The 22,585-nt window shown below is 67.5% G+C and carries 24 protein-coding genes; 16 read left to right on the top strand and 8 right to left on the bottom strand.

Annotation, left to right across the window (positions count from 1 at the left end):
* The first annotated feature begins 82 nt into the window (after positions 1–82).
* The 3 genes from BKX93_RS08895 (at position 83) to BKX93_RS08885 (ending at position 1,650) form a co-directional block, all read left to right on the top strand.
* Positions 83–427, top strand: coding sequence for a CidA/LrgA family protein (locus tag BKX93_RS08895; RefSeq protein WP_046166798.1), 345 nt, complete (start codon positions 83–85; stop codon positions 425–427).
* Positions 424–1,128, top strand: a complete 705-nt coding sequence (locus BKX93_RS08890; protein WP_046157351.1) for an LrgB family protein — start codon at positions 424–426, stop codon at positions 1,126–1,128. The genes BKX93_RS08895 and BKX93_RS08890 overlap by 4 nt, the downstream gene beginning before the upstream one ends.
* A gap of 63 nt (positions 1,129–1,191) precedes the next feature.
* A complete protein-coding gene (locus BKX93_RS08885) occupies positions 1,192–1,650 on the top strand; it encodes a SixA phosphatase family protein (RefSeq protein ID WP_046157350.1) in 459 nt (152 codons plus the stop codon).
* Positions 1,651–1,719: 69 nt separating this feature from the next.
* On the opposite strand, the gene metE is transcribed toward BKX93_RS08885, so the two are convergent.
* Complete coding sequence (gene metE / locus BKX93_RS08880) at positions 1,720–4,002, bottom strand: 5-methyltetrahydropteroyltriglutamate--homocysteine S-methyltransferase (RefSeq protein WP_070979557.1); 2,283 nt, start codon at positions 4,000–4,002, stop codon at positions 1,720–1,722.
* Between the two features lie 100 nt (positions 4,003–4,102).
* Between metE and BKX93_RS08875 the strand changes: the two genes are divergently transcribed.
* Entirely contained in the window at positions 4,103–5,029 is a 927-nt protein-coding gene (locus tag BKX93_RS08875; protein ID WP_046157348.1) for a LysR family transcriptional regulator, read from the top strand.
* On the opposite strand, the gene BKX93_RS08870 is transcribed toward BKX93_RS08875, so the two are convergent.
* Positions 5,009–5,626 (bottom strand): hypothetical protein, encoded by a 618-nt coding sequence (locus BKX93_RS08870; protein ID WP_052729279.1) that lies wholly within the window; start codon positions 5,624–5,626, stop codon positions 5,009–5,011. The two genes, BKX93_RS08875 and BKX93_RS08870, sit on opposite strands and share 21 nt — an antisense overlap.
* Before the next feature lie 188 nt (positions 5,627–5,814).
* Here BKX93_RS08870 and BKX93_RS08865 point away from each other — a divergent pair, with 188 nt between their 5' ends.
* From BKX93_RS08865 to BKX93_RS08845, 5 genes are all read left to right on the top strand, one after another.
* On the top strand, positions 5,815–7,143 hold the full coding sequence (locus BKX93_RS08865; protein WP_046157401.1) for an MFS transporter: 1,329 nt from the start codon (positions 5,815–5,817) through the stop codon (positions 7,141–7,143).
* Complete coding sequence (locus BKX93_RS08860; protein ID WP_070979555.1) at positions 7,140–7,832, top strand: transglutaminase-like domain-containing protein; 693 nt, start codon at positions 7,140–7,142, stop codon at positions 7,830–7,832. Before BKX93_RS08865 ends, BKX93_RS08860 begins: the two co-directional genes overlap by 4 nt.
* Positions 7,833–7,902: 70 nt before the next feature.
* Positions 7,903–9,183 carry a phenylacetate--CoA ligase family protein gene (locus BKX93_RS08855; protein ID WP_070979553.1) on the top strand — a complete coding sequence of 427 codons (1,281 nt, stop codon included), beginning with the start codon at positions 7,903–7,905 and terminating at the stop codon, positions 9,181–9,183.
* A gap of 10 nt (positions 9,184–9,193) precedes the next feature.
* On the top strand, positions 9,194–10,015 hold the full coding sequence (locus tag BKX93_RS08850; protein WP_070979552.1) for a pyridoxal-phosphate dependent enzyme: 822 nt from the start codon (positions 9,194–9,196) through the stop codon (positions 10,013–10,015).
* Positions 10,012–10,572 (top strand): hypothetical protein, encoded by a 561-nt coding sequence (locus BKX93_RS08845; protein ID WP_046158176.1) that lies wholly within the window; start codon positions 10,012–10,014, stop codon positions 10,570–10,572. The genes BKX93_RS08850 and BKX93_RS08845 overlap by 4 nt, the downstream gene beginning before the upstream one ends.
* Positions 10,573–10,611: 39 nt before the next feature.
* Here the strand turns inward: BKX93_RS08845 and BKX93_RS25095 are convergent, their stop codons facing one another.
* A complete protein-coding gene (locus BKX93_RS25095; RefSeq protein WP_186009511.1) occupies positions 10,612–10,770 on the bottom strand; it encodes a hypothetical protein in 159 nt (52 codons plus the stop codon).
* Positions 10,771–10,930: 160 nt separating this feature from the next.
* Here BKX93_RS25095 and BKX93_RS08840 point away from each other — a divergent pair, with 160 nt between their 5' ends.
* Entirely contained in the window at positions 10,931–11,431 is a 501-nt protein-coding gene (locus BKX93_RS08840; protein WP_070979550.1) for a VOC family protein, read from the top strand.
* On the opposite strand, the gene BKX93_RS08835 is transcribed toward BKX93_RS08840, so the two are convergent.
* The 5 genes from BKX93_RS08835 to glnA form a co-directional block, all read right to left on the bottom strand.
* Positions 11,428–12,177: a substrate-binding periplasmic protein gene (locus BKX93_RS08835; protein WP_070979549.1), complete on the bottom strand. Its 750-nt coding sequence runs from the start codon at positions 12,175–12,177 to the stop codon at positions 11,428–11,430. The two genes, BKX93_RS08840 and BKX93_RS08835, sit on opposite strands and share 4 nt — an antisense overlap.
* Positions 12,178–12,273: 96 nt before the next feature.
* Positions 12,274–13,677: a nitrogen regulation protein NR(I) gene (gene ntrC / locus BKX93_RS08830; RefSeq protein ID WP_070979548.1), complete on the bottom strand. Its 1,404-nt coding sequence runs from the start codon at positions 13,675–13,677 to the stop codon at positions 12,274–12,276.
* Positions 13,678–13,704: 27 nt separating this feature from the next.
* A complete protein-coding gene (glnL, locus tag BKX93_RS08825; RefSeq protein ID WP_046158172.1) occupies positions 13,705–14,763 on the bottom strand; it encodes a nitrogen regulation protein NR(II) in 1,059 nt (352 codons plus the stop codon).
* Between the two features lie 121 nt (positions 14,764–14,884).
* On the bottom strand, positions 14,885–15,352 hold the full coding sequence (locus tag BKX93_RS08820; protein ID WP_021479023.1) for a DUF4124 domain-containing protein: 468 nt from the start codon (positions 15,350–15,352) through the stop codon (positions 14,885–14,887).
* Positions 15,353–15,472: 120 nt separating this feature from the next.
* Positions 15,473–16,891 (bottom strand): type I glutamate--ammonia ligase, encoded by a 1,419-nt coding sequence (gene glnA / locus BKX93_RS08815; RefSeq protein WP_021479022.1) that lies wholly within the window; start codon positions 16,889–16,891, stop codon positions 15,473–15,475.
* A gap of 271 nt (positions 16,892–17,162) precedes the next feature.
* Between glnA and BKX93_RS08810 the strand changes: the two genes are divergently transcribed.
* The 6 genes from BKX93_RS08810 to BKX93_RS08785 all read left to right on the top strand — a co-directional run bounded on the left by BKX93_RS08810 (position 17,163) and on the right by BKX93_RS08785 (position 22,571).
* Positions 17,163–17,615, top strand: a complete 453-nt coding sequence (locus tag BKX93_RS08810) for a rhodanese-like domain-containing protein (protein ID WP_046158171.1) — start codon at positions 17,163–17,165, stop codon at positions 17,613–17,615.
* Positions 17,616–17,820: 205 nt separating this feature from the next.
* Entirely contained in the window at positions 17,821–18,642 is an 822-nt protein-coding gene (gene aroE, locus BKX93_RS08805) for a shikimate dehydrogenase (RefSeq protein WP_046158170.1), read from the top strand.
* Between the two features lie 2 nt (positions 18,643–18,644).
* Positions 18,645–19,331 (top strand): monofunctional biosynthetic peptidoglycan transglycosylase, encoded by a 687-nt coding sequence (mtgA, locus tag BKX93_RS08800; RefSeq protein WP_070979547.1) that lies wholly within the window; start codon positions 18,645–18,647, stop codon positions 19,329–19,331.
* A 221-nt stretch (positions 19,332–19,552) separates the two neighbouring features.
* Positions 19,553–20,992 carry a magnesium transporter gene (gene mgtE, locus BKX93_RS08795; protein WP_046166806.1) on the top strand — a complete coding sequence of 480 codons (1,440 nt, stop codon included), beginning with the start codon at positions 19,553–19,555 and terminating at the stop codon, positions 20,990–20,992.
* Positions 20,993–20,999: 7 nt separating this feature from the next.
* Positions 21,000–21,821: a peptide chain release factor N(5)-glutamine methyltransferase gene (gene prmC, locus BKX93_RS08790; protein WP_070979546.1), complete on the top strand. Its 822-nt coding sequence runs from the start codon at positions 21,000–21,002 to the stop codon at positions 21,819–21,821.
* 3 nt (positions 21,822–21,824) lie between these two features.
* The gene (locus tag BKX93_RS08785; RefSeq protein WP_070979545.1) at positions 21,825–22,571 is read left to right on the top strand and encodes a phosphatase PAP2 family protein; all 747 of its coding nucleotides are present in this window, start codon (positions 21,825–21,827) and stop codon (positions 22,569–22,571) included.
* The last annotated feature ends 14 nt before the right edge of the window (positions 22,572–22,585 follow it).

The raw sequence follows: 22,585 nt of genomic DNA, 5'->3' as shown, positions 1-22,585 counted from the left end.
GGCGGGGCATGCGCGGGCGGCAAGCGGCCGTTGCCGGAAAAAGATTGCGGGCAGGTTTTTCGTGCATTGGAGGGGAGGGCGTATGCTGGACCTGCTGTTGTGGCTGCTGGGCTACCAACTGGCCGGAGAGGCGCTGGTGCGCTGGATGGGCTGGCCGATGCCGGGCCCGGTGATGGGCCTGTTGCTGCTGTTCGCCACATTGTGGCTGCGCCGCGCGGTGCCTGAGACCCTGCAGCGCGAGGCGCCTCGCTTTCTCAGCCACATGTCGCTGTTGTTCATCCCGGCCGGCGGCGCGCTGCTGGCCTACGCGCCGATGCTGCGCGCGCATGGCTGGGAGCTGGCGCTGATCATGCTGGCTTCCTCGTTGGCCACGCTATTGGCCACCGGGCTGGTCCTGAAACTGCTGCTGCGGGGGAGGCGGCATTGACGGCGGCCTGGCTGGACTCGCCGCTGACCGGCGTTTTCGTCACCTTGCTGGCTTACCGGCTGGCGTTGGCCGGCCATCGGCGCGGGCATGGCCATCCGCTGGCCAATCCGGTGTTGCTGGGCGTGCTGTTCGTGCTGGCCTGGCTGCTGCTGAGCGGCAGCACCTATCCGCAATACATGAACGGCGCCCGTTTCATCCAGTTGTTGTTGGGGCCGGCGACGGTGGCGCTGGCGGTGCCTTTGTACGGCAATCTGGCGCGCTTGAAGAAGGCGGCGTTTCCCTTGCTGGCCAGCATCGCCGCCGGCGGCCTGGTCGGCATGATCAGCGCGGCCGGCCTGGGCTGGTGGCTGGGCTTCGATCAGCCGGTGCTGGTGGCGCTGGCCACCCGCGCGGTGACCACGCCGATCGCGATGAGCCTGGCCGGCGGCCTGGGCGGCTCGCCCGAGCTGGCGGCGATGTTCGTCATTGTGTCGGGCATCGTCGGCGCGGTGATGGCGCCGCCGCTGTTCAAGCTGCTGGGCTGGGACGACGACATGCTGCTGGGGGTGGCCACCGGCGTTTCCGCCCACGGCATCGGCACCGCCCGGCTGTTCCAGCTATCCGAGACCGCCGGCGCCTTCGCCGGGTTGGCGATGGGGCTGAACGGGGTGTTCACCGCGCTGGCGCTGCCATGGCTGGTGCGGGCGCTCGGGCTCGGTTAGCATGCGGGGGCGCGCAGGGCCCGGCATCGGAACAGACCGGCGCGCAGTCATAAGGAGAACGATATGGATCTGATTTTGTGGCGCCACGCCGAGGCCGAGGACGGCATCGACGATCTGGCGCGCGCGCTGACCCGGCGCGGACAGCAGCAGGCCAGCCGCATGGCGTCCTGGCTGCGCGACAGGCTGCCGGACGATTACCTGCTGCTGGCCTCCGAGGCCCGGCGTTCGCAGCAGACGGCCGCCTATCTGGCCAAGAGCTACGAAGTGATGCCGGAACTGAACCCCGGCGCGAGCGTGGACGAGGTATTGCAGGCCGTGGGCTGGCCCGAGGCGGGACGCACAGTGGTGGTGGCCGGCCATCAGCCCTATATCGGCTGGCTGGCGGCGCGGCTGCTGTCGGAGCAGCAGCAGATGTGGAGCGTGAAGAAGGGCTCGGTATGGTGGCTGAACCGCCGCGAGCGCGGCGGCTATGAGCAGATCAGGCTGAAGCTGATGCTGACGCCGGGGATGCTCGAGCCGTGAACCCCGAACCTTGCCCCAGTCCCTGTCCGACGCCCCGCTTTGCCGGGGCGTCGTCTTTCGCGCCGCGGCCTACGCGGTTTGCGCCAGCTGTTCCCTCAACTCCTGGCTGACCCGCACCATCGCCGTCAGCGCGGCGTCCACCTCCGGCCAGCCGCGGGTTTTCAGGCCGCAGTCCGGATTCACCCACAGCCTCTCGGCCGGGATCACCTTCAGCGCCTTGTCTAGCAGAGCCCGGATTTCGCCGGCGGACGGCACGCGCGGGCTGTGGATGTCGTAGACGCCGGGGCCGATGGCGTTGGGGTAGCGGAAGCGGCCGAAGTCCGTCAGCAGCTCCATGTCGGAGCGCGAGGTTTCGATGGTGATCACGTCGGCGTCCAAGGCTGCGATGGCCGGCAGGATGTCGCCGAATTCCGAGTAGCACATATGGGTGTGGATCTGCGTCGCGTCGTCCACGCCGCGGCTGGACAGGCGGAAGGCCTCGCCGGCCCAGGCCAGGTAGCCGTCGCGGTCGGCGCGCCGCAGCGGCAGGCCTTCGCGTATCGCCGGTTCGTCGATCTGGATCACGCGGATGCCGGCGGCCTCGAGATCCAGCACCTCGTCGTTCAGCGCCAGCGCGATCTGGCGGCAGACTTCGCTTCTGGGCAGATCGTCGCGGACGAAGCTCCACTGCAGGATGGTGACCGGGCCGGTCAGCATGCCCTTCACCGGCTTGGCGGTCAGGCTTTGCGCGTAGCGCGCCCAGTCGACGGTCATCGGCGCCGGGCGGCCGACGTCGCCGAAGATGATGGGCGGCTTCACGCAGCGGCTGCCGTAGCTTTGTACCCAGCCGCCGGCGGTGAAGGCGAAGCCGGCCAGCTGTTCGCCGAAGTACTCCACCATGTCGTTGCGCTCGGCCTCGCCGTGCACCAGCACGTCCAGGCCCAGCGCTTCCTGGCGGCGGATCGCCAGCTCGATTTCCTTCTCCATCGCCTGCCGGTAGCCGGCGGCGGACAGCTCGCCCTTCTTGAACGCGGCGCGGCTGGCGCGGATGGTTGGCGTCTGCGGGAAGGAGCCGATGGTGGTGGTGGGCAGCGGCGGCAGCTTGAGCCAGGCCTGTTGCCGCTCGGCGCGGACCGGGTAGGGGCTGGCGCGGCGGTCGGCGTTCGCCGGCAACGCCGCCAGCCGTTCGGCCACCGCCGGGTTGTGGATGCGCGGGCTGGTTTGGCGCTGCGAGCGGGCGAAATCGCTGCCGGCCAGCTCGTCCGAGATGGCGGCGCGCCCTTCCTCCAGCCCCCGTTTCAGCGTTTTCAGCTCGTTCAGCTTCTGCACGGCGAAAGCCAGCCAGGTTTTCAATTCGGGATCGAGCGCGGTTTCCGCGGCGGCGTCGAAGGGGCTGTGCAGCAGCGAGCAACTGGGGGCCAGCCACAGCCGGTCTCCCAGCGTTTCCGCCAGCGGCCGCAGGCGGGCGAACAGGGCGGACAGGTCGGCGCGCCAGATGTTGCGGCCGTCTATGATGCCCGCGGACAGTATCTTGTCGGCCGGATAGTCCGGCAGGAAGGCGGAAATCTGTTCCGGTGCCCGGACCAGGTCAAGGTGCAGGCCGGCCACCGGCAGCGACTTCAGCAGCGCCGCGTGCGCGGACACGTCGCCGAAGTAAGTGGCCAGCAGCAGCTTGGGTGCGCTCTGGCTCAATTGCGCGTAGGCCGGCGCGAAGGCGTCCAGCCATTCCGGCTCCAGGTCCAGCGCCAGGATGGGTTCGTCGATCTGCGCCCATTCCGCGCCGGCGGCGCGCAGCGCGGCCAGCAGTTCGCGGTAGGCGGCAACCAGGCCGGGCAGCAGCGACAGCTTGTCGAAAGGCTCGCCCTTGGCCTTGCCCAGCCACAGCAGGCTGAGCGGCCCCAGCAGCGCGGGCTTGGCTGCCACGCCCAGCGCGCGCGCTTCGCGGATCTGGGACAGCAGGCGCTCGGGCTGCGCGGCGAAGGCGGTGTCGGCTCGCCATTCCGGCACCAGGTAGTGGTAGTTGGTGTCGAACCACTTGGTCATTTCCAGCGCCGGCTGGGCGGCGTTGCCGCGCGCCAGTTCGAAATATTGCGCGGTGGTGAGCGTCGCCGCATCGAAGCCGAAGCGCGGCGGCGCGGCGCCGACCAGGAGCTGGGCGTCCAGCACGTGGTCGTACAGCGAGAAATCGCCGACCGGGCTCAGTTCGACGCCGGCGCCTTTCTGCAGCAGCCAGTGCTTCTGGCGCAGCTCCTTCGCGCCCTGCAGCAGCGAAGCCTCGTCCAGCTCGCCCTTCCAATGGTTTTCCAGCAGGGTTTTCAGTTCGCGCTTGGCGCCGACGCGGGGGAAGCCTAGCAGGTGGGTGGGGTGGCTCATGCGTGCGTTCCTGTTTTGTCTTGTCGTGATGAAACAAGCATCTGTCATTGCGGTGTATGATTCAAACTCATTATTTTGCTGTTCAACATGAATGAAATCGATGATGAGCGTGCTGGAGCTGAGGCATTTGAAGAGCCTGCTGGCATTGGCGGAAACCGGCAGCGTGTCGCAGGCGGCGCAGCGGGTATTCCTGACGCAATCGGCGCTGTCGCATCAGCTCAAGCAGCTGGAGGCCGCCTATGGCCTGACGCTGTTCGAGCGCAAGACCCAGCCCTTGCGCTTCACGCCGGCCGGCGAGCGGCTGCTGCGGCTGGCGCGGGATCTGCTGGCCCAGGTGGCGGCGGCGGAGCGAGATCTGGCGCGCATCCGCCAGGGGGAGGCGGGCGAGGTGAGGGTGGCGGTGGAGTGCCATACCTGCTTCGACTGGCTGATGCCGGCGATGGACCAGTTCCGGCGCAACTGGCCGGCGGTGGAACTGGACATCGTGTCCGGCTTTCACGCCGATCCTGTCGGCCTGTTGCTCAGCGACCGCGCCGATCTCGCCATCGTGTCGGAGGCGGAGCCGCAGGCCGGGGTGGTCCATCTGCCGTTGTTTTCCTATGAGATGGTGGGCATCGCCGCGCGCGAGCATCCATTGGCGGCGAAAACGGCGTGGAAGGCGGAGGATTTCGCCGCCGAGACGCTGATCCACTATCCAGTGGCGGACGAGATGCTGGACCTGCTGCGCAAGCTGCTGCTGCCCGCCGGCGTCAATCCCGCGCGCCGCACCGCCGAGCTGACCATCGCCATCATCCAGCTGGTGGCCAGCCGGCGCGGGGTGGCGGTGCTGCCGTACTGGGCGGTGCAACCGTATCTGGAGCGCGGCTACGTGGTAGCCCGCCAGGTGGGGGAGGAGAAGCTGCGCAGCGAGTTGTACGCGGCGCTGCGCGAGGACGACGCCGATCGGGCCTATATGCAGGATTTCGTGCAGACGGTGCGGGACAGCAGCTTCGCGACCTTGCCCGGCTTATCGCGGCTGGAGGCCTGAGCGGCCGGCTTCGGTCCGCAGCATGGGCAGCAAGGCGTCCAGCCGCTGCCGGCATTGCGGGCGCAGCCGGCGGCTGTTGGACGCCATCGCGGCGGCGCCGCCGATGTCCCGCACCGCTTGCTGGAACGGCGCCCAGCCGGCCAGCAGCCACGCCGGCTGGGGCGAAGGGGCCGGGCAGGCCGCCGCCGCGGGCGCGCCGGCGCCGCACAGTTCGCGCAGCCTATCGTTGGCTCGCGCCAGGATGTCTTTTTCCGCTTCTGCCATTTCCACTTTTTCCAGCCGCAGCAGATAGATGCGGGCGGCCAGCCAATCGGCCTCGTCGCTCAGGCGGGCCGGCGTCGGCTTGACGCGCGGGCGTCGGGCGGCCAGCAGCATCGCCAACGTGCGAATCTCGGGCAGCATCGACTCCAGCAGCCAGCCGCTGTGGCGCTGCCGCGACAGCCAATCGGCCAGAGGGTGGCGGGCAAGATCCAGGCTCCGGCCCAGGCATTCGCCGTCGCGGACCAGGGCGATGGGTTTCAGCTCGGCGCGCAGCGGCTCAGGGAAAGTCAGGATGCCGATATGGTTTTCAAATGGTCTGTTTCCTGTTGGCGACATGGCAGAGCTGCGCGGTAGGCCGCGTCCTGGTTGAGTTATGGTTTGATCGACATCAATGACATAAGGAAATAAACAATTAACTTATTCCCAAAATGAATATTTCGTTTGACTTCGGCGGGCATTGTTGCGCACCATATATTTGAAATCAATATATTTTTATGAATTAAAATTATATGGGAGAGGAATTGATGTCGGCCAGGCAACTGGATGTCGGCGAATTGATCAATCGCGAGCGCTTTTCCGCGCGGCAGTGGCGCATCCTGATCCTCTGCTTCCTGATCGTGCTGTGCGACGGCTTCGATACCGCCGCCATCGGCTATATCGCGCCGGCCGTGATCCGCGACTGGGGCGTGGCGCGCACCCAGCTGGGGCCGGTGATGAGCGCCGCGCTGTGGGGACTGGCCGCCGGCGCCCTGCTGGCGGGGCCCCTGGCCGACCGGATCGGCCGCAAGCGCGTGCTGCTGGGGGCGGTGTCGCTGTTCGGCGCGATGAGCATCGCGGCGGCCGGCGCCGCCGACCTGTCGGCGCTGGCCTGGCTGCGCTTCGCCACCGGCTTGGGCCTGGGGGCGGCGATGGCCAACGCGGTGACGCTGATGTCCGAGTATTCTCCGGAGCCGCGGCGGGCCTTCATCGTCAGCGCCATGTTCTGCGGCTTTCCGTTGGGCGCGGCTTGCGGCGGGCTGCTGGCTTCGTGGCTGGTGCCTCACGCCGGCTGGCGCAGCGTGTTGCTGCTGGGCGGCGTCGCGCCCTTGCTGCTGCTGCCGGCGATGTGGCTGCTGCTGCCGGAGTCGCTGCGCTTCCTGCTGCTGCGCGGCGGTAACGGCGAAGCCCGCCGCATCCTGAAGCGGCTGCTGCCCGGCGTGCGGCTGGGCGACGGCGACAGGCTGGTGCTGCGCGAGGCAGACCGGACGCCGGGCTTGCGGCTGGTCTGGTCCGCCGATTACCGGACTGGCACGCTGCTGCTGGCGGCGGCCTATTTCATGGGGCTGCTGATCTTCTACCTGCTGACCAGCTGGCTGCCCATCCTGATCAGCGACAGCGGCATGGACCTGCGGCAGGCGGCGCTGCTGACCGCGCTGTTCCCGTTCGGCGGCCTGCTGGGCAGCACGCTGACCGGCTGGCTGATGGACCGCTACGACGCGCACCGGGTGCTGGCGCTGGCTTATCTGCTGACCGGCGCGCTGGTGTTCTGCATCGGCCAGGCGCTGGACAACCACGGCCTGCTGGCATTGACCATCTGTCTGGCCGGCATCGCGATGAACGGCGCGCAGGCGTCGATGCCGTCGCTGGCGGCCGCCTACTATCCGACCGCGGGCCGCGCCAGCGGCGTGGCGTGGATGATGGGGATAGGCCGCTTCGGCGGCATCGCCGGCGCCCTGCTGGGCGCGACGCTGCTGAAGTTCCATCTGAGCCTGCCGCTGTTTTTCGCGCTGCTGTCTCTTCCCGCGCTGCTGGCCGCCGCGGCCTTGCTGCTAAAACGGCGCGCCGTCGCCATCGGAAGAAGGGCTTGGGCATGAGCGGAAAAACGATAGCCGGCGTGCTGGAAACGGTGCGCCGTCAGGCCCTGCCGGCCGACGACCGCGAGTATTGCGTCGCCCTGCACGACTATGTGCGTGATCAGGTGCGCTTCGGCTTCACCACCGGTTTCGAAAGCGTGACGCCTGAGCAGACGCTTGCGCTGGGGCGGGGGCATTGCAACGCCCAGGCCGACCTGTTGTGCGCGCTGCTGCGCGGCGCCGGTTTCGAGGCCGGCCTGCGCTTCGTCGCCTTGGACAAGCGCATCCTGCGCTACGCGGTGCCGGCGCCAGTGCTGTTCTGCCTGCCGCCCAAGCTGTTCCACGCAGTCACCCAGGTCAGGCTGGGCGGCCAGAAGCTCAATATCGACAGCTATATCTTCGACCGCTCGGGCTTTCGCCAGCAGCGGGCGCGCTTGCGCGCGGCCGGCTTGGAGCGCGGCTTCGGCCTGGGGCAGGGCGCGGCCTGCGATTGGAACGGCCGCGGCGACGCGTTCTCCCAGGCCGAGCCGGGAAATCTCGCGCCGGACAACCCCCGGTTTTCCACGCTGGCCGAGGCCGTGGCCAGCCGGGCCGGCAACAACACCCTGCTGGGCATCCATTTCAACCAGTGGCTGGCCTGCGTGCCGACGCCGCTGCGCCGCGTCAGCGAGCGCTATCTGAACAGCCGCCTGGGGCCCGCCATGACTTAGCGGCCGCTGCGGCGTCGTGGCCGGCCCGCGCGGCCGGCGTCTGATTGCAAGTCCAACGAGGAAACGAACCATGTTGCCTGTAGCAAGGATTGCTCGCGTCGTCGAGCAGGCGTCGCTGCGTCCGTTCTATCCGCGCCATTGGGGCGCGGAGCGCGGCCAGATCATGCAATGGCTGCGCGCCGGCGAGTATCACCGGGTGCCGGTGATCCGCAAGCAGGACCTGTCCAATCATTGGGACGAACTGATGGAGTACGGCGATTTCACCGATGTCGTCAGCTCTTCCGGGACCACCGGCCGGCCGGTGGAACTGCCGGTGCATCGGCTGCAAGAGATGGTGTGGGTGGATTGCGTGGCGCGGGTGCTGACCGAACTGGGCGCGAAGCCCGGCGACCGCATGCTGCATCTGCTCAGCAACAACGACATGTTCACGCTGGGGCCGCTGGTGCTGCAGGCGGCCAAGAAAGTGGGGCTGGGGCCGTTCCGCTGCTCGCCGCAGCGCACGCGGCGCATTCTGGACGTGGTGCATTACCACCAGCCGGCCTTCGTGGTCGGCAATCCGGTGGTGATGCTGGAGCTGGCGCAGACCATGGGCGCGGACTTCCCGGCGCCGGAGTGCCTGCCCGACTACGCCTATTTCGGCGCCTGCGGCGCTTTCGACGCCGACAACCGGCCGACGCCGGTGGCGCAGAAGGTGATGGAGCTGTGGGGGCTGAAGGATGCGCTCAACGAATACGGTTGCAGCGAGCTGGGCTCGGTCGGCCACGAGTGCCTGCAGCACCGCGGCTTCCACATCAACGACGACGCGGTCCACGTCGAGCTGATCGATCCCGAAACCGGCCTGCCGGCCGCGCCGGGCCAGCCGGGCGAGGTGGTGGTCACTTCGCTGACCCTGCCGCGGGGCTTCATCGCGGTGCGCTACGGCACCGGCGACATCGCCAGCTGGCTGGACGACAGCCCCTGCGACTGCGGCCGCCGCAGCCCGCGGCTGGGCGCCATCATCGGCCGGGTCGATCACCAACTGAAGATCCAGGGCCAGACCGTTTACCCGGACCTGATCTTCGACGTGCTGGGCCGGGTGGATGGGATCACCAACGAACTGGTGGTTCGCTGTCCGGACGAGCAGGGCGGCCAGCGGGTGGAGGTGTGGCTGTCCGCCGGGCCGGGCAGCGGCGCGGACATCGTCCGCCGGGTCGGAGAGTTGCTATTGCAGCGGCTGGCGGTGGCGCCCAGCCTGCGCCTGGTGCCGTCCGATCTGGTCCAGAAGCTGAAACGGGACAAGATGGCCAGCGGAAACGGCGTCAAGGTACCGCGCTTCATCGACCTGCCGCTGCCCGTCCATGCCTATCTGTGAGGGATTTTCCATGACGCCATTGCTGCCGGCGCCGGGCCTGCTGCCCGGCCTGAGCTTGAAGCTCGAATACCTGAACCCCTCCTTGTCGATCAAGCATCGCTCGCTGCCCAAGACTCTGCTTGAACGCGCGAGCGCCGGCCGGATAAGCCGCGACGCGACGCTGGTGATCATGACCGCCGGCAGCGCCGGCGTCAGCGTCGCCTGGGCGGCCAGCCAGATAGGCTGCAAGGCGCTGTTGCTGATGCCGGACGGCGCGCCGGACAGCGTGGTCAATTACGCGCGCTGGCTGGGCGCGGAAGTGGAGCGCCGCCCGCATCCGCAGTTGCAGGAACTGCTGGACGCCCATCGCGGCATGCCGGGCAGCCATGTGGTCGAGCAATTGAGCGATCCGGAATTGATCGGCCATTACCGGGAGGTGGGGGAAGAGCTGTTGCGCCAGGCACCCGGGCTGGCGGCGGTGACGGTGTCGGCCGGCACCTGCGCGTCGCTGATGGGCATCGCCGAAGCGCTGGCGCCGGCCGGCGTGCCGGTTTACGCGGTGGAGCCGGCGGAGGCGGCGGTGCTGTCGGGCGAGCCGTGGCGGCCGCACAATATCCCGGGCCTGGCGCCGCCGGCGCCGACGCGGCTGTTCCGGCGCGAGGCGGTGGCCGGCATCGTGCCGGTGGCGTCGGAGCTGGCTTGGTCGACGGCGCGCGAGGCGCTGGCCGCCTGCGGCGAGCCGGTGGGGCCTTCGTCCGGCGCCGCGATCGCCGCCGCCCGCATGCTGCGCGGCCGCGGCGTGGACGGCGATATCGCCGCAGTCTGCTCCTCGCACATGGTCACCAGCCTGTGAGGCTGCATCAGGCCAGCGCCGGGGCGCTTCGCCTCCCGCCGCCCCTGCCGGACGCCGGGCAGGCGCGGCCGGCCATCGAGATTCCCTGGCGGGAGGCGTGGCCGGTGCCGCCGGAGGAAATCTGCGCCTGCAGCCGCGAGGCGCTGGTCCACCATGGATACATGACCGGCGCGCTGCAGGCCAGCCGCGGCTGCGCGTTGCGCATCCGGCGGCTGTGGCAGCGGCATGACGCCCGGCGACTGGAGCGCAGCATCCTGTTGCTGGACGAGCGGCAGCGCTGCCACGTGGCGGCCTGGATCAGGATAGAACTGCTGGCGTTCGAGCCGCGGCTGAAGCGCCAGCTGGTGGAGTCTGACCTGCCGTTCGGCAGCATCCTGGCGCGGGCGGGCATCCGTCCGTCGTTCTCCGGCCGACAGTATTTCGCCTTGCCCGGGCTGTTCGCCGCCAGCGGCGCCATCGCCTACCGCCGCTGCTGCGACCGGCATTACGGGCGCAGCCATCACATGCTGGGCGAGGATGGCCGGGTGCTGGCCGAGGTGTACGAAGCGCTGCCCTGAGCGCCGCGCCGCAGCAAGGAGCCTTGAGTCCCGGCGGGTTCAGCGCAACGCGTGGGTCAGCAGGTAGTAGGCGATGTACAGCCAGCTCAGGAAACCGTGAATGATCGCCCATAGAATGGAATGATTGGCCGACCATGACAGGGCGACCGCGATCAGCGTGCCCAGAGAGAAGCCGTATCCTGCGCGGCGCGTGTTCATGATGGAGAGACTCCTGCAGAAAGTGGATGGGGCCAGTGTACGGCCATCGGCCATATCGTGGCATGATTGGCTTAAACGCGGCCGGCGGGATTTCGTATGCATGCCGCGCGGCATGGCTTGGGCCGCGCCGGGCTTTTTCAATCCAGAATTCAGGTGACAGATGGGCATCAAACGACTCAACCACGCGGTGTTTTACGTCAGCGACGTGGCGGGCAGCGCGGCTTTTTACCGCGATGTGCTGGGCTTTCGCCCCAAGGGCGACGCCGCTTCCCGCCGCGCGGTGTTCGCGCAGGCCGCGCATTCAGACAACGACCACGATCTGGCGCTGTTCCAGCTCAATCTGGGCCAGCAGCGCTCGGGCCCGTTCAGCCCGAGCGGCGAGACGCCGGCTCTCCATCAGCCCAAGGCCGGCCTGTACCATCTGGCCTGGGAGGTGGACACCATCCAGGAGCTGAAGCGGATACGCGACCATCTGGCCGAGATCGGAAAGTTGGGCATGGAAGAAGACCACGGCGTGCACAAGAGCGTGTACGGCCATGACCCGGACGGCTTGCTGTTCGAGGTGTGCTGGTTCGTGCCGGAGGCTGCGCTGGACGCGCGCGACCGCGAGCCCGGCGACGGCCGGCTGGATTGGGCGCGCGAGCTGGCCCGCGGCGTTTAGCCGTTATCCGGCAGATAGGCCGCGCGCAGCCGCGGCAATTGCCGCCACAGGCATTCGGTTTGCCGCGGGTGGCGGTGGGCGTAGCCGCGGCTGAACACCCAGTAATAGGTTTTGCTGAGCAGGGGCGGCGACAGCCGGCGGATCTTGAGTTCCGGATGATGTCGCAGGTAGAGGTCGCCGGCTTGCCGATGCACCGCGTAGGCCTGGATGCGGCCCGCTTGCAGCTTGGCGAAGTTGTCGCCGATGGCGTTGCCGTTTTCCACCCGCAGGCCTAGCGCCCGCAGATCCCGTTCTATGGACCAGCCGCGATTGATGCCGACCGGTCCTTCCAGGCCGCGCAGCCGGGCGCCGTTCCAGCTCAGGTCGCTGTCGTCGCGGATGTAGAAGGCATAGTCGAAGGTGGCCATGCGGCGGCTGGGGTCCGCCTGGCCGTCGCGCATCGGGTAGGCCATCAGGCCGCGGCGAGGAGCTTGGTAGGACAGCAGCAGCGCGCCGTCCAGCCGGTCCAGGCCCAGGTTCTGCACCAGGCGCTTGCCCGGTTGGCGCAAAAAGCGCGCGTCCAGCCCGCAGCGGCGCAGCGCGCTCCGCGCCAAGTCGATGGCCCGGCCGCGGGGCGGGCTGTCGGCCGCCGGGTCTTCGATCATATAGGGACTGGTCAGCGCGTCGCTGATGCCGACGCGCAGCGGTTCCGCGGCGGACAGCGACAGAGGGCATAGACAAGCCAGCGCGATGGGCAGACGGGACATCGGATATTCGAACTGGGAATAGGTCTGCCCATTTTATCAAAATTAATTGAAAATATTCTGATTGTTTTATCATTGTTTGATTAACAATCGACTGTGCTAGCTGCCACGCTCCAATCCCAGCTCCTGAATCTTGCGGGTCAGCGTGTTGCGCCCCCAGCCCAGCAGGTGGGCGGCTTCCACCCGGCGGCCGCCGGTATGGCCGAGGCTGGCGCGGATGCAGGTGGTTTCGAAGCGGCGGGTCAGCTCGTCGACGATGCCGACGTCGCCGGCGCGCAGCCGGCGGCGGATTTCCTCCTCCAGCATCCGGTTCCAGTCTCCGTCCGGGCATGCGGCGGCCTCGGCTTGCGGCTCGCGCAGCTCCGGCGGCAAGTCGGCCACTTCGACGGTCTGGCCCGGCGCCATCACGCAAATCCACTGACACAGGTTTTCCAGCTCGCGGACATTGCCGGTGAAGGCGCTGCGCTGGATCAGCGCCATCGCCGCCTCGGACAGGCGCTTGGACTCGACGCCCAGCTGCGCGGCGCTCTTGGCCAGGAAGTGGCGGGCCAGGAGCGGGATGTCCTCGCGCCGTTCGCGCAGCGGCGGCAGCCGCAGCCGGATCACGTTGAGGCGGTGGTACAGGTCTTCGCGGAACTGGCCGTCGCGCACCCGCTGTTCCAGATTCTGGTGGGTGGCGGCGATCACCCGCACATTGGCCTTGATCGGCGTGTGGCCGCCGACGCGGTAGAAATGGCCGTCGGACAGCACCCGCAGCAGCCGGGTCTGCAGCTCGGTCGGCATGTCGCCGATCTCGTCCAGGAACAGCGTGCCGCCTTCGGCTTCCTCGAAGCGTCCGCGACGCGTGGCCAGCGCGCCGGTGAACGCGCCTTTCTCGTGGCCGAACAGCTCCGACTCCAGCAGATCCTTCGGTATCGCCGCGGTATTGAGCGCGATGAAGGGCTTGCCGGCGCGCACCGAGTGGCGGTGCAGCGCCTCGGCCACCCGCTCCTTGCCGGTGCCGGATTCGCCGGTGATCAGCACGGTGACGTTGGACTGGGCCAGCCGGCCGATGGCGCGGAACACGTCCTGCATCGCCGGCGCCTGGCCCAGAAGCACCGGCATCGCTTCCGGACTATCCGCGCCGGCGTCCTGCGCCTCGCTCTCGGCTAGCGCGCGCTCGATCAGCAGCACCGCCTGGTCGATGTCGAACGGTTTGGGCAGGTATTCGAAGGCGCCGCCCTGGAAGGCCGACACCGCGGAGTCCAGGTCGGAGTGGGCGGTCATGATGATCACCGGCAGCTGCGGATGCTCGGTCTTGACCTTGGCCAGGAATTTCAGGCCGTCGGTGCCCGGCATGCGGATGTCGGAAATGATGGCCTGTGGCTTGTCGTCGTACAGCGCATTGAGCGCGTCGTCGGCGCTGGCGAAGCTGTCGAAGGCGATGCCGGCGCGGGTCAGCGCCTTTTCCAGCACCCAGCGTATCGCCTTGTCGTCGTCTATGATCCAGACCGGCTTGGCCATGGCGTTTCTCCTCGTGTTCTTTTGTCGTTATCCGGCTTCGCCGCCGAAGGGCAGCAGCACGGTGAAGCAGGTCTGGCCCGGCCGAGAGTCGAACTCTATGCTGCCGCCGTGCTGGTGGACGAAGGCCTGGGCCAAGGTCAGCCCCAGGCCGGTGCCTTCGGCGCGGCCGGTGACCAGCGGGTAGAAGATGTGGTCGCGGATGTCGTCGGGAATGCCGGGGCCGTCGTCGACGATCTGCAATTTCAGTGCCAGCTGGTGGCGTTTGCGCGCCAGCGTGATCTGCCGCGCCACCCGGGTGCGCAGCGTGATGCGCCCCTGGCCGCGCAGCGCCTGCACCGCGTTGTTGACGATGTTGAGCACCACCTGGATCAGCTGTTCCTTGTCGGCGGACAGCAGCGGCAGGCTGGTGTCGTAGTCGCGGACCACGGTTAGGCCTTGCGGATGCTGGGCCAGCGCGATGCTGCGCACCCGCTCCAGCACCTCGTGGATGTTGATCGGCCCGCGATTGTGGCTGCGGTGCGGCGCCAGCAGCCGATCCACCAGCGTCTGCAGCCGCAGCGCCTCCTCGGTGATCACCTCGGTGTACTCCTTCAGCTCCGGCCGGTCGGCCAGCTCGTGCTCCAGCAACTGCGCCGCGCCGCGGATGCCGCCCAGCGGGTTCTTGATCTCGTGCGCCAGATTGCGGATCAGCTCGCGGTTGGCCTGGTGCTGCATCAGCGAGCGCTCTTCGTTGGCGATCTTCAGCTGCTGGTCCAGCGGCCTGAGCTCGATCAGCGCCTGGCAGCCTTCGACATCGATCGGCGTGATCGACAGCATCACGTGCAGCGCCGCGTCGTTGTGCAGCGGCTTCAGCTCCAGGTCGTGCTCGATGTAGCTGGCGCCCTGGCCGAGCGCGGTGGCGAGCGCCTGGACCAGCTCGGGGCAGGGCTGGAACAGGTCGGGCAGCGCATGGCGCAGCAATTCGCGGCTGCCCAGCGCCAGCAGGTTTTCGCAGGCGGGATTGACGAAGCGCAGCGCGGCGTCCGCGTCGCAGATCAGCACCGGGGTGTCCAGGAGCTCCAGTCCGGCAAAGCTGGGTATCGTCATGGGATGGCTTGGATGGTGGTGTCGCGCTGAACGCAGCAATAAGCGCGCCAGCCCGTAGGACCGCGCCGCGGGGCGCGGGCGCGCATCCTGGCGCAAGTGTGCACCATAATGGTGCGCATGGCTATGGCAGGCCCAGCTCCTTCTTCAAAGCCTGGACGTTCTTTTCGCGGTCGGTGACTTCGTTCTGCAGTTTTTGCACCCGGTCCAGATACTTCTGGTAGTTGCGGGCCTCGTCGCCCAGCCGCACCGCCTTGCCGTCGGCCAGCGCCTTCTTGGCGGCGTCCAGCGCCTTGGCTTCGTTGGACAGCTCTTGCTCCAGTATCTTTTTGCGGCCGCCGTCGCGCTGCTTCTGGGTGTCGGCGTCCACATTGGGATAGCCGCCGGACGCGGCGGGCTTGCCGGCGGAAGCGCCGTTGTTCTTGGCGCGCTGGCTGGGATAGGAGGACAGCGGGTTCAGCTTGATCGGCTGCGCGCCGCGAATCGGCACATTGGTGTAGGTGACGTTGCCTTGCGGGTCGACGTACTTGTAGATGGTGGCCGCCTGGGCCGCCCCGCAGGCGAGCAGCAGGCAGAGTGCGAATGTCTTCATCGTCCGGATACAGGGTGTGGATCGCCCTTGCATGATAAGCAAATCGGGCCGTCGCGTCATTTATGCGAGAGCAAGAAAAACGGCAGCCTGGGCTGCCGTTCCGATTGACGCGTTTTCTGCTTACAGCGAGTAGTACATCGCGAATTCCACCGGGTGGGTGGTCATGCGGGCCAGGTTGACTTCCTGCATCTTCAGCTCGATGTAGGCATCGATCCACTCGTTGGAGAACACGCCGCCGCGGGTCAGGAACTCGCGGTCCTTGTCCAGCGCGGCCAGCGCCTCGTCCAGGCTGGCGCACACGGTCGGGATCAGCTTGTCCTCTTCCGGCGGCAGGTCGTACAGGTTCTTGTCCGCGGCGTCGCCAGGGTGGATCTTGTTCTGGATGCCGTCCAGGCCGGCCATCAGCAGCGCGGAGAAACACAGGTACGGGTTGGCCAGCGGATCCGGGAAGCGGGCTTCGATGCGGCGGCCCTTCGGGCTGGCTACGTGCGGGATGCGGATCGAGGCGGAGCGGTTCTTGGCCGAGTAGGCCAGCTTCACCGGCGCTTCGTAGTGCGGCACCAGGCGCTTGTAGGAGTTGGTGCCCGGGTTGGTGATCGCGTTCAGCGCCTTGGCGTGCTTGATGATGCCGCCGATGTAGTATAGCGCGGTGTCGGACAGGCCGGCGTAGCCTTCGCCCGCGAACAGGTTCTTGCCGTCTTTCCAGATGGACTGGTGGACGTGCATGCCGGAGCCGTTGTCGCCGACGATGGGCTTGGGCATGAAGGTGGCGGTCTTGCCGTAGCTGTGGGCGACGTTGTGCACCACGTACTTCAGGATCTGGGTCCAGTCGGCGCGCTGGGTCAGCGTGCTGAACTTGGTGCCGATCTCGTTCTGGCCGGCGGTGGCCACTTCGTGGTGGTGCACTTCAACCGGCACGCCCAGCTCTTCCAGCAGCAGCACCATCGCGGAGCGGATGTCTTGCGAGGAGTCCACCGGTGGCACCGGGAAGTAGCCGCCCTTGATGCCCGGACGGTGGCCCATGTTGCCGCCTTCGAATTCCTCGGCGGACGCCCATGCGGCTTCCTCGGCCTTGATCTTGACGAAGCAGCCGGACATGTCGGCGCCCCAGGTGATGCTGTCGAAGATGAAGAATTCCGGCTCCGGGCCGAAGTAGGCGGTGTCGCCGTGGCCGGATGCCTTCAGGTAGGCTTCGGCGCGTTTGGCGATGGAGCGCGGGTCGCGGTCGTAGCCCTTGCCGTCGGCCGGATCGATCACGTCGCAGTGCATGAACACGGTCGGCTCGTCGAAGAACGGGTCGAGGCGGGCGGTGGCCGGGTCGGCCATCAGCAGCATGTCGGAAGCCTGGATGCCTTTCCAGCCGGCGATGGAGGAGCCGTCGAAGGCGTGGCCGCGCTCGAACCACTCGTCGGCGTCTTCCAGCAGCACATGCGCCGGGATGGAGACGTGCTGTTCTTTGCCGCGGGTGTCGGTGAAGCGCAGATCGACAAATTTGACGTCGTTTTCTTGGATCAGTTTGACTACGTCGGCTACTGCCATGTTTTATCTCCTGGAAGGCAACGTGCACCCAAGGGCAAGTGCGTGAAAATTTTGGTACGTCCCGGTAAGCAGGAAGCGTGCCAGCCTCTGAAACGCTGCTGCTGCATTGTGTCATAGCCGCTTTGGCTTATCCAGCCGGCTGGAATGACTGGACTTGAACCAATCTGGTGCCTCGGTCCGGGCGGCGCACCGATATGGTGCAATTTGCCAGCCATGCCGGGTGGGTCGATAATCGCCAACATAAGCCCGGAATGTTGCAGGAGGAAAACAGATGAGCAGAATGAACCTGATCCTGGAGGCTGCGCACCAGCGCGCCGAACAGTTGAGCCTGTCCTACAGCGGAGCCGTGCTGCCCGACGAGGCCTATGAGTTGATGCAAGGCCTGCCCAAGGCGGTACTGCTGGACGTGCGCAGCCACGCCGAGTGGCAATTCGTCGGCACCGTGCCCGGCGCGGTGAACATCGAATGGCGCAGCTATCCCGGCATGGAGCCGAATCCCAACTTTCTGGCCCAGCTGACCCACCAGGTCGACCCGGAGGCTGTGTTGCTGGTGATCTGCCGTTCCGGCGCCCGTTCCGACCAGGTGGCGCGGCTGGCGGCGGACAACGGCTACAGCGAGGTGTACAACGTGCTGGAAGGCTTCGAGGGCGACCGCGACGGCGACGGCCACCGCAACTCGGTCGGCGGCTGGCGCTGGCGCGGCCTGCCGTGGGTGCAGGGCTGATTGTTCCCTTGTCCGAGGCGGTTGAAGTTTGCGGCGTTAAGCGGCAAAGTGTGGGGTGAACCCGCAGCTTCGATCTGCCGACAAAGCCATGGCGCGCCGCGCAGCGCGTTCCCGATGGGCGCACGCCCGGTTTCAGGGCGCGCCGGGAGCCTTTGTCGGCGGTTCCTTGGCCGCACAAAACATATCGCATTTTGGAAAGCCGGACATGACCGACCGTTACGCCGTAATCGGCAACCCGATCTCCCATAGCCAGTCGCCGTTCATCCACGAGGAGTTCGCCCGGGCCACCGGAGAGGACATCAGCTATGAGCGCCTGTTCGCCGACATCGGCCGCTTCAACGAGGTGGTGGGCGAATTCGCAGCCAAGGGCGGCAAGGGTTTGAACATCACGCTGCCGTTCAAGGGCGACGCTTTCCGCTACGCGTCCGAGCTGACCGAGCGAGCGCGCGCGGCCGAGGCGGTGAACACGCTGGCCTTCCGCGACGGCAAGGTGTACGGCGACAACACCGACGGCGTCGGCCTGGTGCGCGACATCGTGGAAAACCTGGATTACCCGATCGCCGGCCGGCGCGTGTTGATCCTGGGCGCCGGCGGCGCGGTGCGCGGCGTGCTGGAGCCCATTCTGGAGCAGAAGCCGGCCAGCCTGACCATCGTCAACCGCACCGTGATCAAGGCCGAGGCGCTGGCGCACCATTTCGCCCGCTACGGCAAGGTGGAGGCGGTCGGCTACGCCGCGCTGGAAGGCCGCAGCTTCGACATCATCATCAACGCCACATCCACCAGCCTGAACAATGAAATGCCGCCGCTGCCGCACGGCGTGTTCACGCCGCGCACGCTGGCCTACGACATGGTGTACAGCGCTGGCCTGACGCCGTTCCTGCAGCGCGCCCAAGGCGAAAACGCCGGCATGCTGGCCGACGGCCTGGGCATGCTGGTGGAGCAGGCGGCCGAGTCGTTCTCCATCTGGCGCGGCGTGCAGCCCGAGACGCGCAAGGTGACCAATATGCTGAGGGAAGTGTTGGCCTGAGCATGACGCGCATCCTGTTCAAGATCCTGGCGGCCCTGGTGGCCGCCTTTCTGCTGTATAACCTGTGGGTGCTCAGCCATATCGTCTACTGGCGCGACCACAATCCCGGCGCCAGTTCCTTCATGAACGAGCAGCTGGCCAGGTTGCAGCAGGACGACCCCGAGGCCGAGCTGCGCCACAAGTGGGTGCCGTACGACAAGATATCGCCGAATCTGAAACGGGCGCTGATCGCGTCCGAGGACGCCAAGTTCGTCGACCACGAAGGCTTCGACTGGGACGGCATCGAGGCGGCGTTCGAGAAAAATCTGCAGAAGGGCAAGATCGTCGCCGGCGGTTCCACCATCAGCCAGCAGCTGGCCAAGAACCTGTTCCTGTCCAGCGGCAAGACGCCGTGGCGCAAGCTGGAGGAGGCGCTGATCACGGTGATGCTGGAGTCGGTGCTGGACAAGCGCCGCATCTACGAGATCTACCTGAACGTGATCGAGTGGGGCAACGGCGTGTTCGGCGCCGAGGCCGCCTCGCGCTATTACTTCCGCACCGGCGCCTCGCGCCTGTCGTCGTCCCAGGCCGCCAAGCTGGCCGCGATGGTGCCCAATCCGCGCTATTACGACGAGCACCGCGGCGCGCCGGGCCTGGCGCGCAAGACCCGCATCATCCAGCGCCGGATGGGCTACGTCGAGCTGCCCTGATCCCGCTGTTCCGGCCCGCCGCTTTGTCCGCGGCGGCGGGTGGAAGCCGCTTGTGACGATATGTTACAATCGCGACTTTCTTTTCGCGCGCCGCGGGCACGCCGCGGCCAACGCAATGGACTTACCCAGTTATCCCTTAATCGAATCCCGTATCACTCTATAAAATCCCGCCTCACACCGTCGGCCCCCTTCGCGCGCCCAGTGGGCGGAAGGAGACGTGCATGACGGTTGCCTACAAGCAACAATCCGCCGATCGTCTGCAGGAAAGCCTGGGCCTGGTGCAGCGCTTGATCGAGCGCCAGCGCCAGCTTGAACATCTTGCTACGCGTCAGGACGCGGCCGAAGCCGCCGCCGATCCGCAGGCGCCGCAACACAATCTGCTGGAACTGGGACAGAAACTGTCCCAACTGCACCCTGCCGACATCGCCCACGTGCTGGAGGCGCTGCCGCTGGAAGACCGGCTGCTGGCCTGGGACCTGACCGATCCCTCGCGCGACGGCGCGGTGCTGCTGGAAGTGTCCGACGCGGTGCGCGAGTCGCTGATCGAGGTGATGGAGCCCGACGAGCTGGTGGCGGCGCTGGACGAGCTGGACGCCGACGAACTGGCCGAGCTGGCGCCGGACCTGCCGCGCCAGGTGGTGTACGAGGCGATGGGCCGGCTGGACGAGGAAGAGCGCGGCCAATTGCAGGCGGTGCTGTCCTACGACGACGACCGCGTCGGCGCGCTGATGGATTTCGAGCTGGTGAAGATACGCGCCGACGTCAGCTGCGAAGTGGTGCTGCGCTACCTGCGCCGCTTCGACGATCTGCCCGGCCAGACCGACAAGATCTTCGTCACCGATGACGCCGGCCTGCTCAAGGGCGTGCTGTCGGTGCGCAAGCTCTTGGTGTCCGATCCGGACACGCTGGTGGCGGAGGCGATGGCCACCGAGGTGGTGAGCTTTCATCCGGACGAGCCGGCGGTGGACGCGGCCCAGGCCTTCGAGCGCTATGACCTGGTCAGCGCGCCGGTGGTGGACGAGCGCGGCGCGCTGCTGGGCCGGCTGACCGTGGATGCGATGGTGGACGTGATCCGCGAGGAGTCCGACAGCGAGATGCTGAACCTGGCGGGCCTGAAGGAGGAGGAAGACCTGTTCGCGCCGGTGATGGATTCGGTGAAGAACCGTTGGTCCTGGCTGGCGATCAACCTCTGTACCGCCTTCTTCGCCTCCCGAGTGATCGGCGCCTTCGAACATTCCATCGCCCAGCTGGTGGCGCTGGCGGCCTTGATGCCCATCGTCGCCGGCATAGGCGGCAATTCCGGCAACCAGACCATCACCATGATCGTGCGCGCGCTGGCCATGGGCCAGATGCAGGTCGGCCAGGCCGGCCGGCTGTGGCGCAAGGAGCTGGGCGTCAGCGTGATCAACGGCATGGCCTGGGGCAGCGTCATCGGCGTGGTGGCCTGGCTGCTGTACGGCAGCGTGTCGCTAGGCCTGGTGATGCTGGCGGCGATGACGCTGAACCTGATGCTGGCCGCCACCATGGGGGTGATGATCCCGACGCTGATGCAGAAGCTGGGCAAGGACCCGGCGCTGGGCTCCAGCGTATTGATCACCGCCTGCACCGATTCCGGCGGTTTTCTGATTTTCCTGGGGCTGGCCACCCTGTTCCTGCTGTAATAGAACCATGCCGACCATAGAACAGGCGCTGCGGCGCCACCTCCTGCCCAGGCTGGAGTCCCGGATGCTGCTGACGCATGCCTGGCCCGGCCTGACCCACGCCGCCATCATCGGCCATCCCGAACGGGATCTGCCGGACGACGTCGCGGCCGCCTTCGACGCGCTGGCCGCGCGCCGCCTGACCGGCGAGCCCATGGCTTATTTGCTCGGCGCGCGCGAATTCTACGGCCGCGATTTCCAGGTCAGCCCGGGAGTGCTGATTCCGCGGCCTGAGACTGAGCATCTGATTGAGCAGGCGCTGTCCCGCGTCGACCGGACCGCGCCGGCGCGGGCGGTGGACCTGGGCACCGGCAGCGGCATCATCGCCGTCACGCTGGCGCTGGAAGCGCCGGACTGGGTTGTGGGCGCGGTGGATGTCTCGGCCGACGCGCTGGCCGTCGCGCGCGGCAATGCCGACGCGCTGGCCGCCCGGGTCGATTTCCGGCTGGGCAGCTGGTTCGATCCGCTGGATGCGGACGCGCGTTTCGACCTGATCGTCTCCAACCCGCCGTATATCGAGCGCGACGACCATCATCTGGCCGAAGGCGACCTGCGCTTCGAGCCGCGCGGCGCGCTGACCGACGAGGCCGACGGCCTGGCCTGCCTGCGCGAGATCGCCGCCGACGCGCCGGGGCGGCTGGCCGACGGCGGCTGGCTGATGGTCGAACACGGTTACGACCAGGGCGAGGCGGTGCGGGGGTTGTTTTCCGCCGCCGGCTTGAGCCAGGTGGAAACTATTTGCGACCTGGCCGGCCAGGACCGCATCACCGTCGGGCGCAAGGCGGGCTGAGCGATGGTCGTGCTTCGTCGATTCTGGCCGGCCGTCCTGCTGGCGGTATTGAGCGCGGCGCTGGCGGCCTGGCCGCAGGCCAATCGTCAGCTGTTTCTGTTCCTGCATCCGCTGCTGCACCACCTGCCGGCGCCGCTGTGGCGCTTTTTCAGCGTGTTCGGCGATTGGCCGACCGCATTGGCGCTGATGCTGGCCTTGTGCTGGCGCGAGCCGCGGCGTTTGCCGGCGCTGATCGCCGGCGGCGCGGCCGCCATCGCGCTGGCGGTGCTGCTGAAGGCCGGTTTCGACGTGTCCAGGCCGCCGCAAGTACTGCCGCAGGGCATGGTGGACTTATTGGATCGTTTGCCCGGAAATGGCTCCTTCCCGTCTGGGCACGCGATGGCTTCGGCCGCGCTGGCCACCTTCGCCTGGCGCGGCATAGGCTGGGGCAGGGCGGCTGCATGGCTGCCGCTGGCCGGGCTGGTGATGCTGTCCAGAATCGCCATCGGCGTGCACTGGCCGCTGGATCTGACGGTGGGCGCGCTGCTGGGCTGGGGAGCGATGAGGCTCGCGCTGCGTTTTGCCTGGCCGGATGGCTGGCCGCGAGACATCTCCCGCACGGCGGAGTTGATCCTGCTGGTGTTGCTGGCCGGCGCGCAGGCCTGGCTGCTGGGGCAGCGCGGCGTGTTCGCCGAATATTGGCTGCGCGCGGCGATCGCGGGCGGGGTGGTGCTGGCCGGATTCTGGCGCTTTGCCCGGCGCGGGCACTGAGCGCGAATAAAAAA

This window comes from Chromobacterium vaccinii (assembly GCF_001855275.1).
Classification (GTDB): Bacteria; Pseudomonadota; Gammaproteobacteria; order Burkholderiales; family Chromobacteriaceae; genus Chromobacterium; species Chromobacterium vaccinii.
This window is presented reverse-complemented; position numbering and strand designations above follow the sequence as displayed.

What these genes read in the sequence shown, in the direction of transcription:
- BKX93_RS08895 (WP_046166798.1), top strand. Translation starts at nt 83, where the DNA reads ATGCTGGACCTGCTGTTGTGGCTGCTGGGCTACCAACTGGCCGGAGAG.
- BKX93_RS08885 (WP_046157350.1), top strand. Translation starts at nt 1,192, where the DNA reads ATGGATCTGATTTTGTGGCGCCACGCCGAGGCCGAGGACGGCATCGAC.
- metE (WP_070979557.1), bottom strand. Translation starts at nt 4,002, where the DNA reads ATGAGCCACCCCACCCACCTGCTAGGCTTCCCCCGCGTCGGCGCCAAG.
- BKX93_RS08875 (WP_046157348.1), top strand. Translation starts at nt 4,103, where the DNA reads ATGATGAGCGTGCTGGAGCTGAGGCATTTGAAGAGCCTGCTGGCATTG.
- BKX93_RS08870 (WP_052729279.1), bottom strand. Translation starts at nt 5,626, where the DNA reads ATGTCGCCAACAGGAAACAGACCATTTGAAAACCATATCGGCATCCTG.
- BKX93_RS08865 (WP_046157401.1), top strand. Translation starts at nt 5,815, where the DNA reads ATGTCGGCCAGGCAACTGGATGTCGGCGAATTGATCAATCGCGAGCGC.
- BKX93_RS08860 (WP_070979555.1), top strand. Translation starts at nt 7,140, where the DNA reads ATGAGCGGAAAAACGATAGCCGGCGTGCTGGAAACGGTGCGCCGTCAG.
- BKX93_RS08855 (WP_070979553.1), top strand. Translation starts at nt 7,903, where the DNA reads ATGTTGCCTGTAGCAAGGATTGCTCGCGTCGTCGAGCAGGCGTCGCTG.
- BKX93_RS08850 (WP_070979552.1), top strand. Translation starts at nt 9,194, where the DNA reads ATGACGCCATTGCTGCCGGCGCCGGGCCTGCTGCCCGGCCTGAGCTTG.
- BKX93_RS25095 (WP_186009511.1), bottom strand. Translation starts at nt 10,770, where the DNA reads ATGAACACGCGCCGCGCAGGATACGGCTTCTCTCTGGGCACGCTGATC.
- BKX93_RS08840 (WP_070979550.1), top strand. Translation starts at nt 10,931, where the DNA reads ATGGGCATCAAACGACTCAACCACGCGGTGTTTTACGTCAGCGACGTG.
- BKX93_RS08835 (WP_070979549.1), bottom strand. Translation starts at nt 12,177, where the DNA reads ATGTCCCGTCTGCCCATCGCGCTGGCTTGTCTATGCCCTCTGTCGCTG.
- ntrC (WP_070979548.1), bottom strand. Translation starts at nt 13,677, where the DNA reads ATGGCCAAGCCGGTCTGGATCATAGACGACGACAAGGCGATACGCTGG.
- glnL (WP_046158172.1), bottom strand. Translation starts at nt 14,763, where the DNA reads ATGACGATACCCAGCTTTGCCGGACTGGAGCTCCTGGACACCCCGGTG.
- BKX93_RS08820 (WP_021479023.1), bottom strand. Translation starts at nt 15,352, where the DNA reads ATGAAGACATTCGCACTCTGCCTGCTGCTCGCCTGCGGGGCGGCCCAG.
- glnA (WP_021479022.1), bottom strand. Translation starts at nt 16,891, where the DNA reads ATGGCAGTAGCCGACGTAGTCAAACTGATCCAAGAAAACGACGTCAAA.
- BKX93_RS08810 (WP_046158171.1), top strand. Translation starts at nt 17,163, where the DNA reads ATGAGCAGAATGAACCTGATCCTGGAGGCTGCGCACCAGCGCGCCGAA.
- aroE (WP_046158170.1), top strand. Translation starts at nt 17,821, where the DNA reads ATGACCGACCGTTACGCCGTAATCGGCAACCCGATCTCCCATAGCCAG.
- mtgA (WP_070979547.1), top strand. Translation starts at nt 18,645, where the DNA reads ATGACGCGCATCCTGTTCAAGATCCTGGCGGCCCTGGTGGCCGCCTTT.
- mgtE (WP_046166806.1), top strand. Translation starts at nt 19,553, where the DNA reads ATGACGGTTGCCTACAAGCAACAATCCGCCGATCGTCTGCAGGAAAGC.
- prmC (WP_070979546.1), top strand. Translation starts at nt 21,000, where the DNA reads ATGCCGACCATAGAACAGGCGCTGCGGCGCCACCTCCTGCCCAGGCTG.
- BKX93_RS08785 (WP_070979545.1), top strand. Translation starts at nt 21,825, where the DNA reads ATGGTCGTGCTTCGTCGATTCTGGCCGGCCGTCCTGCTGGCGGTATTG.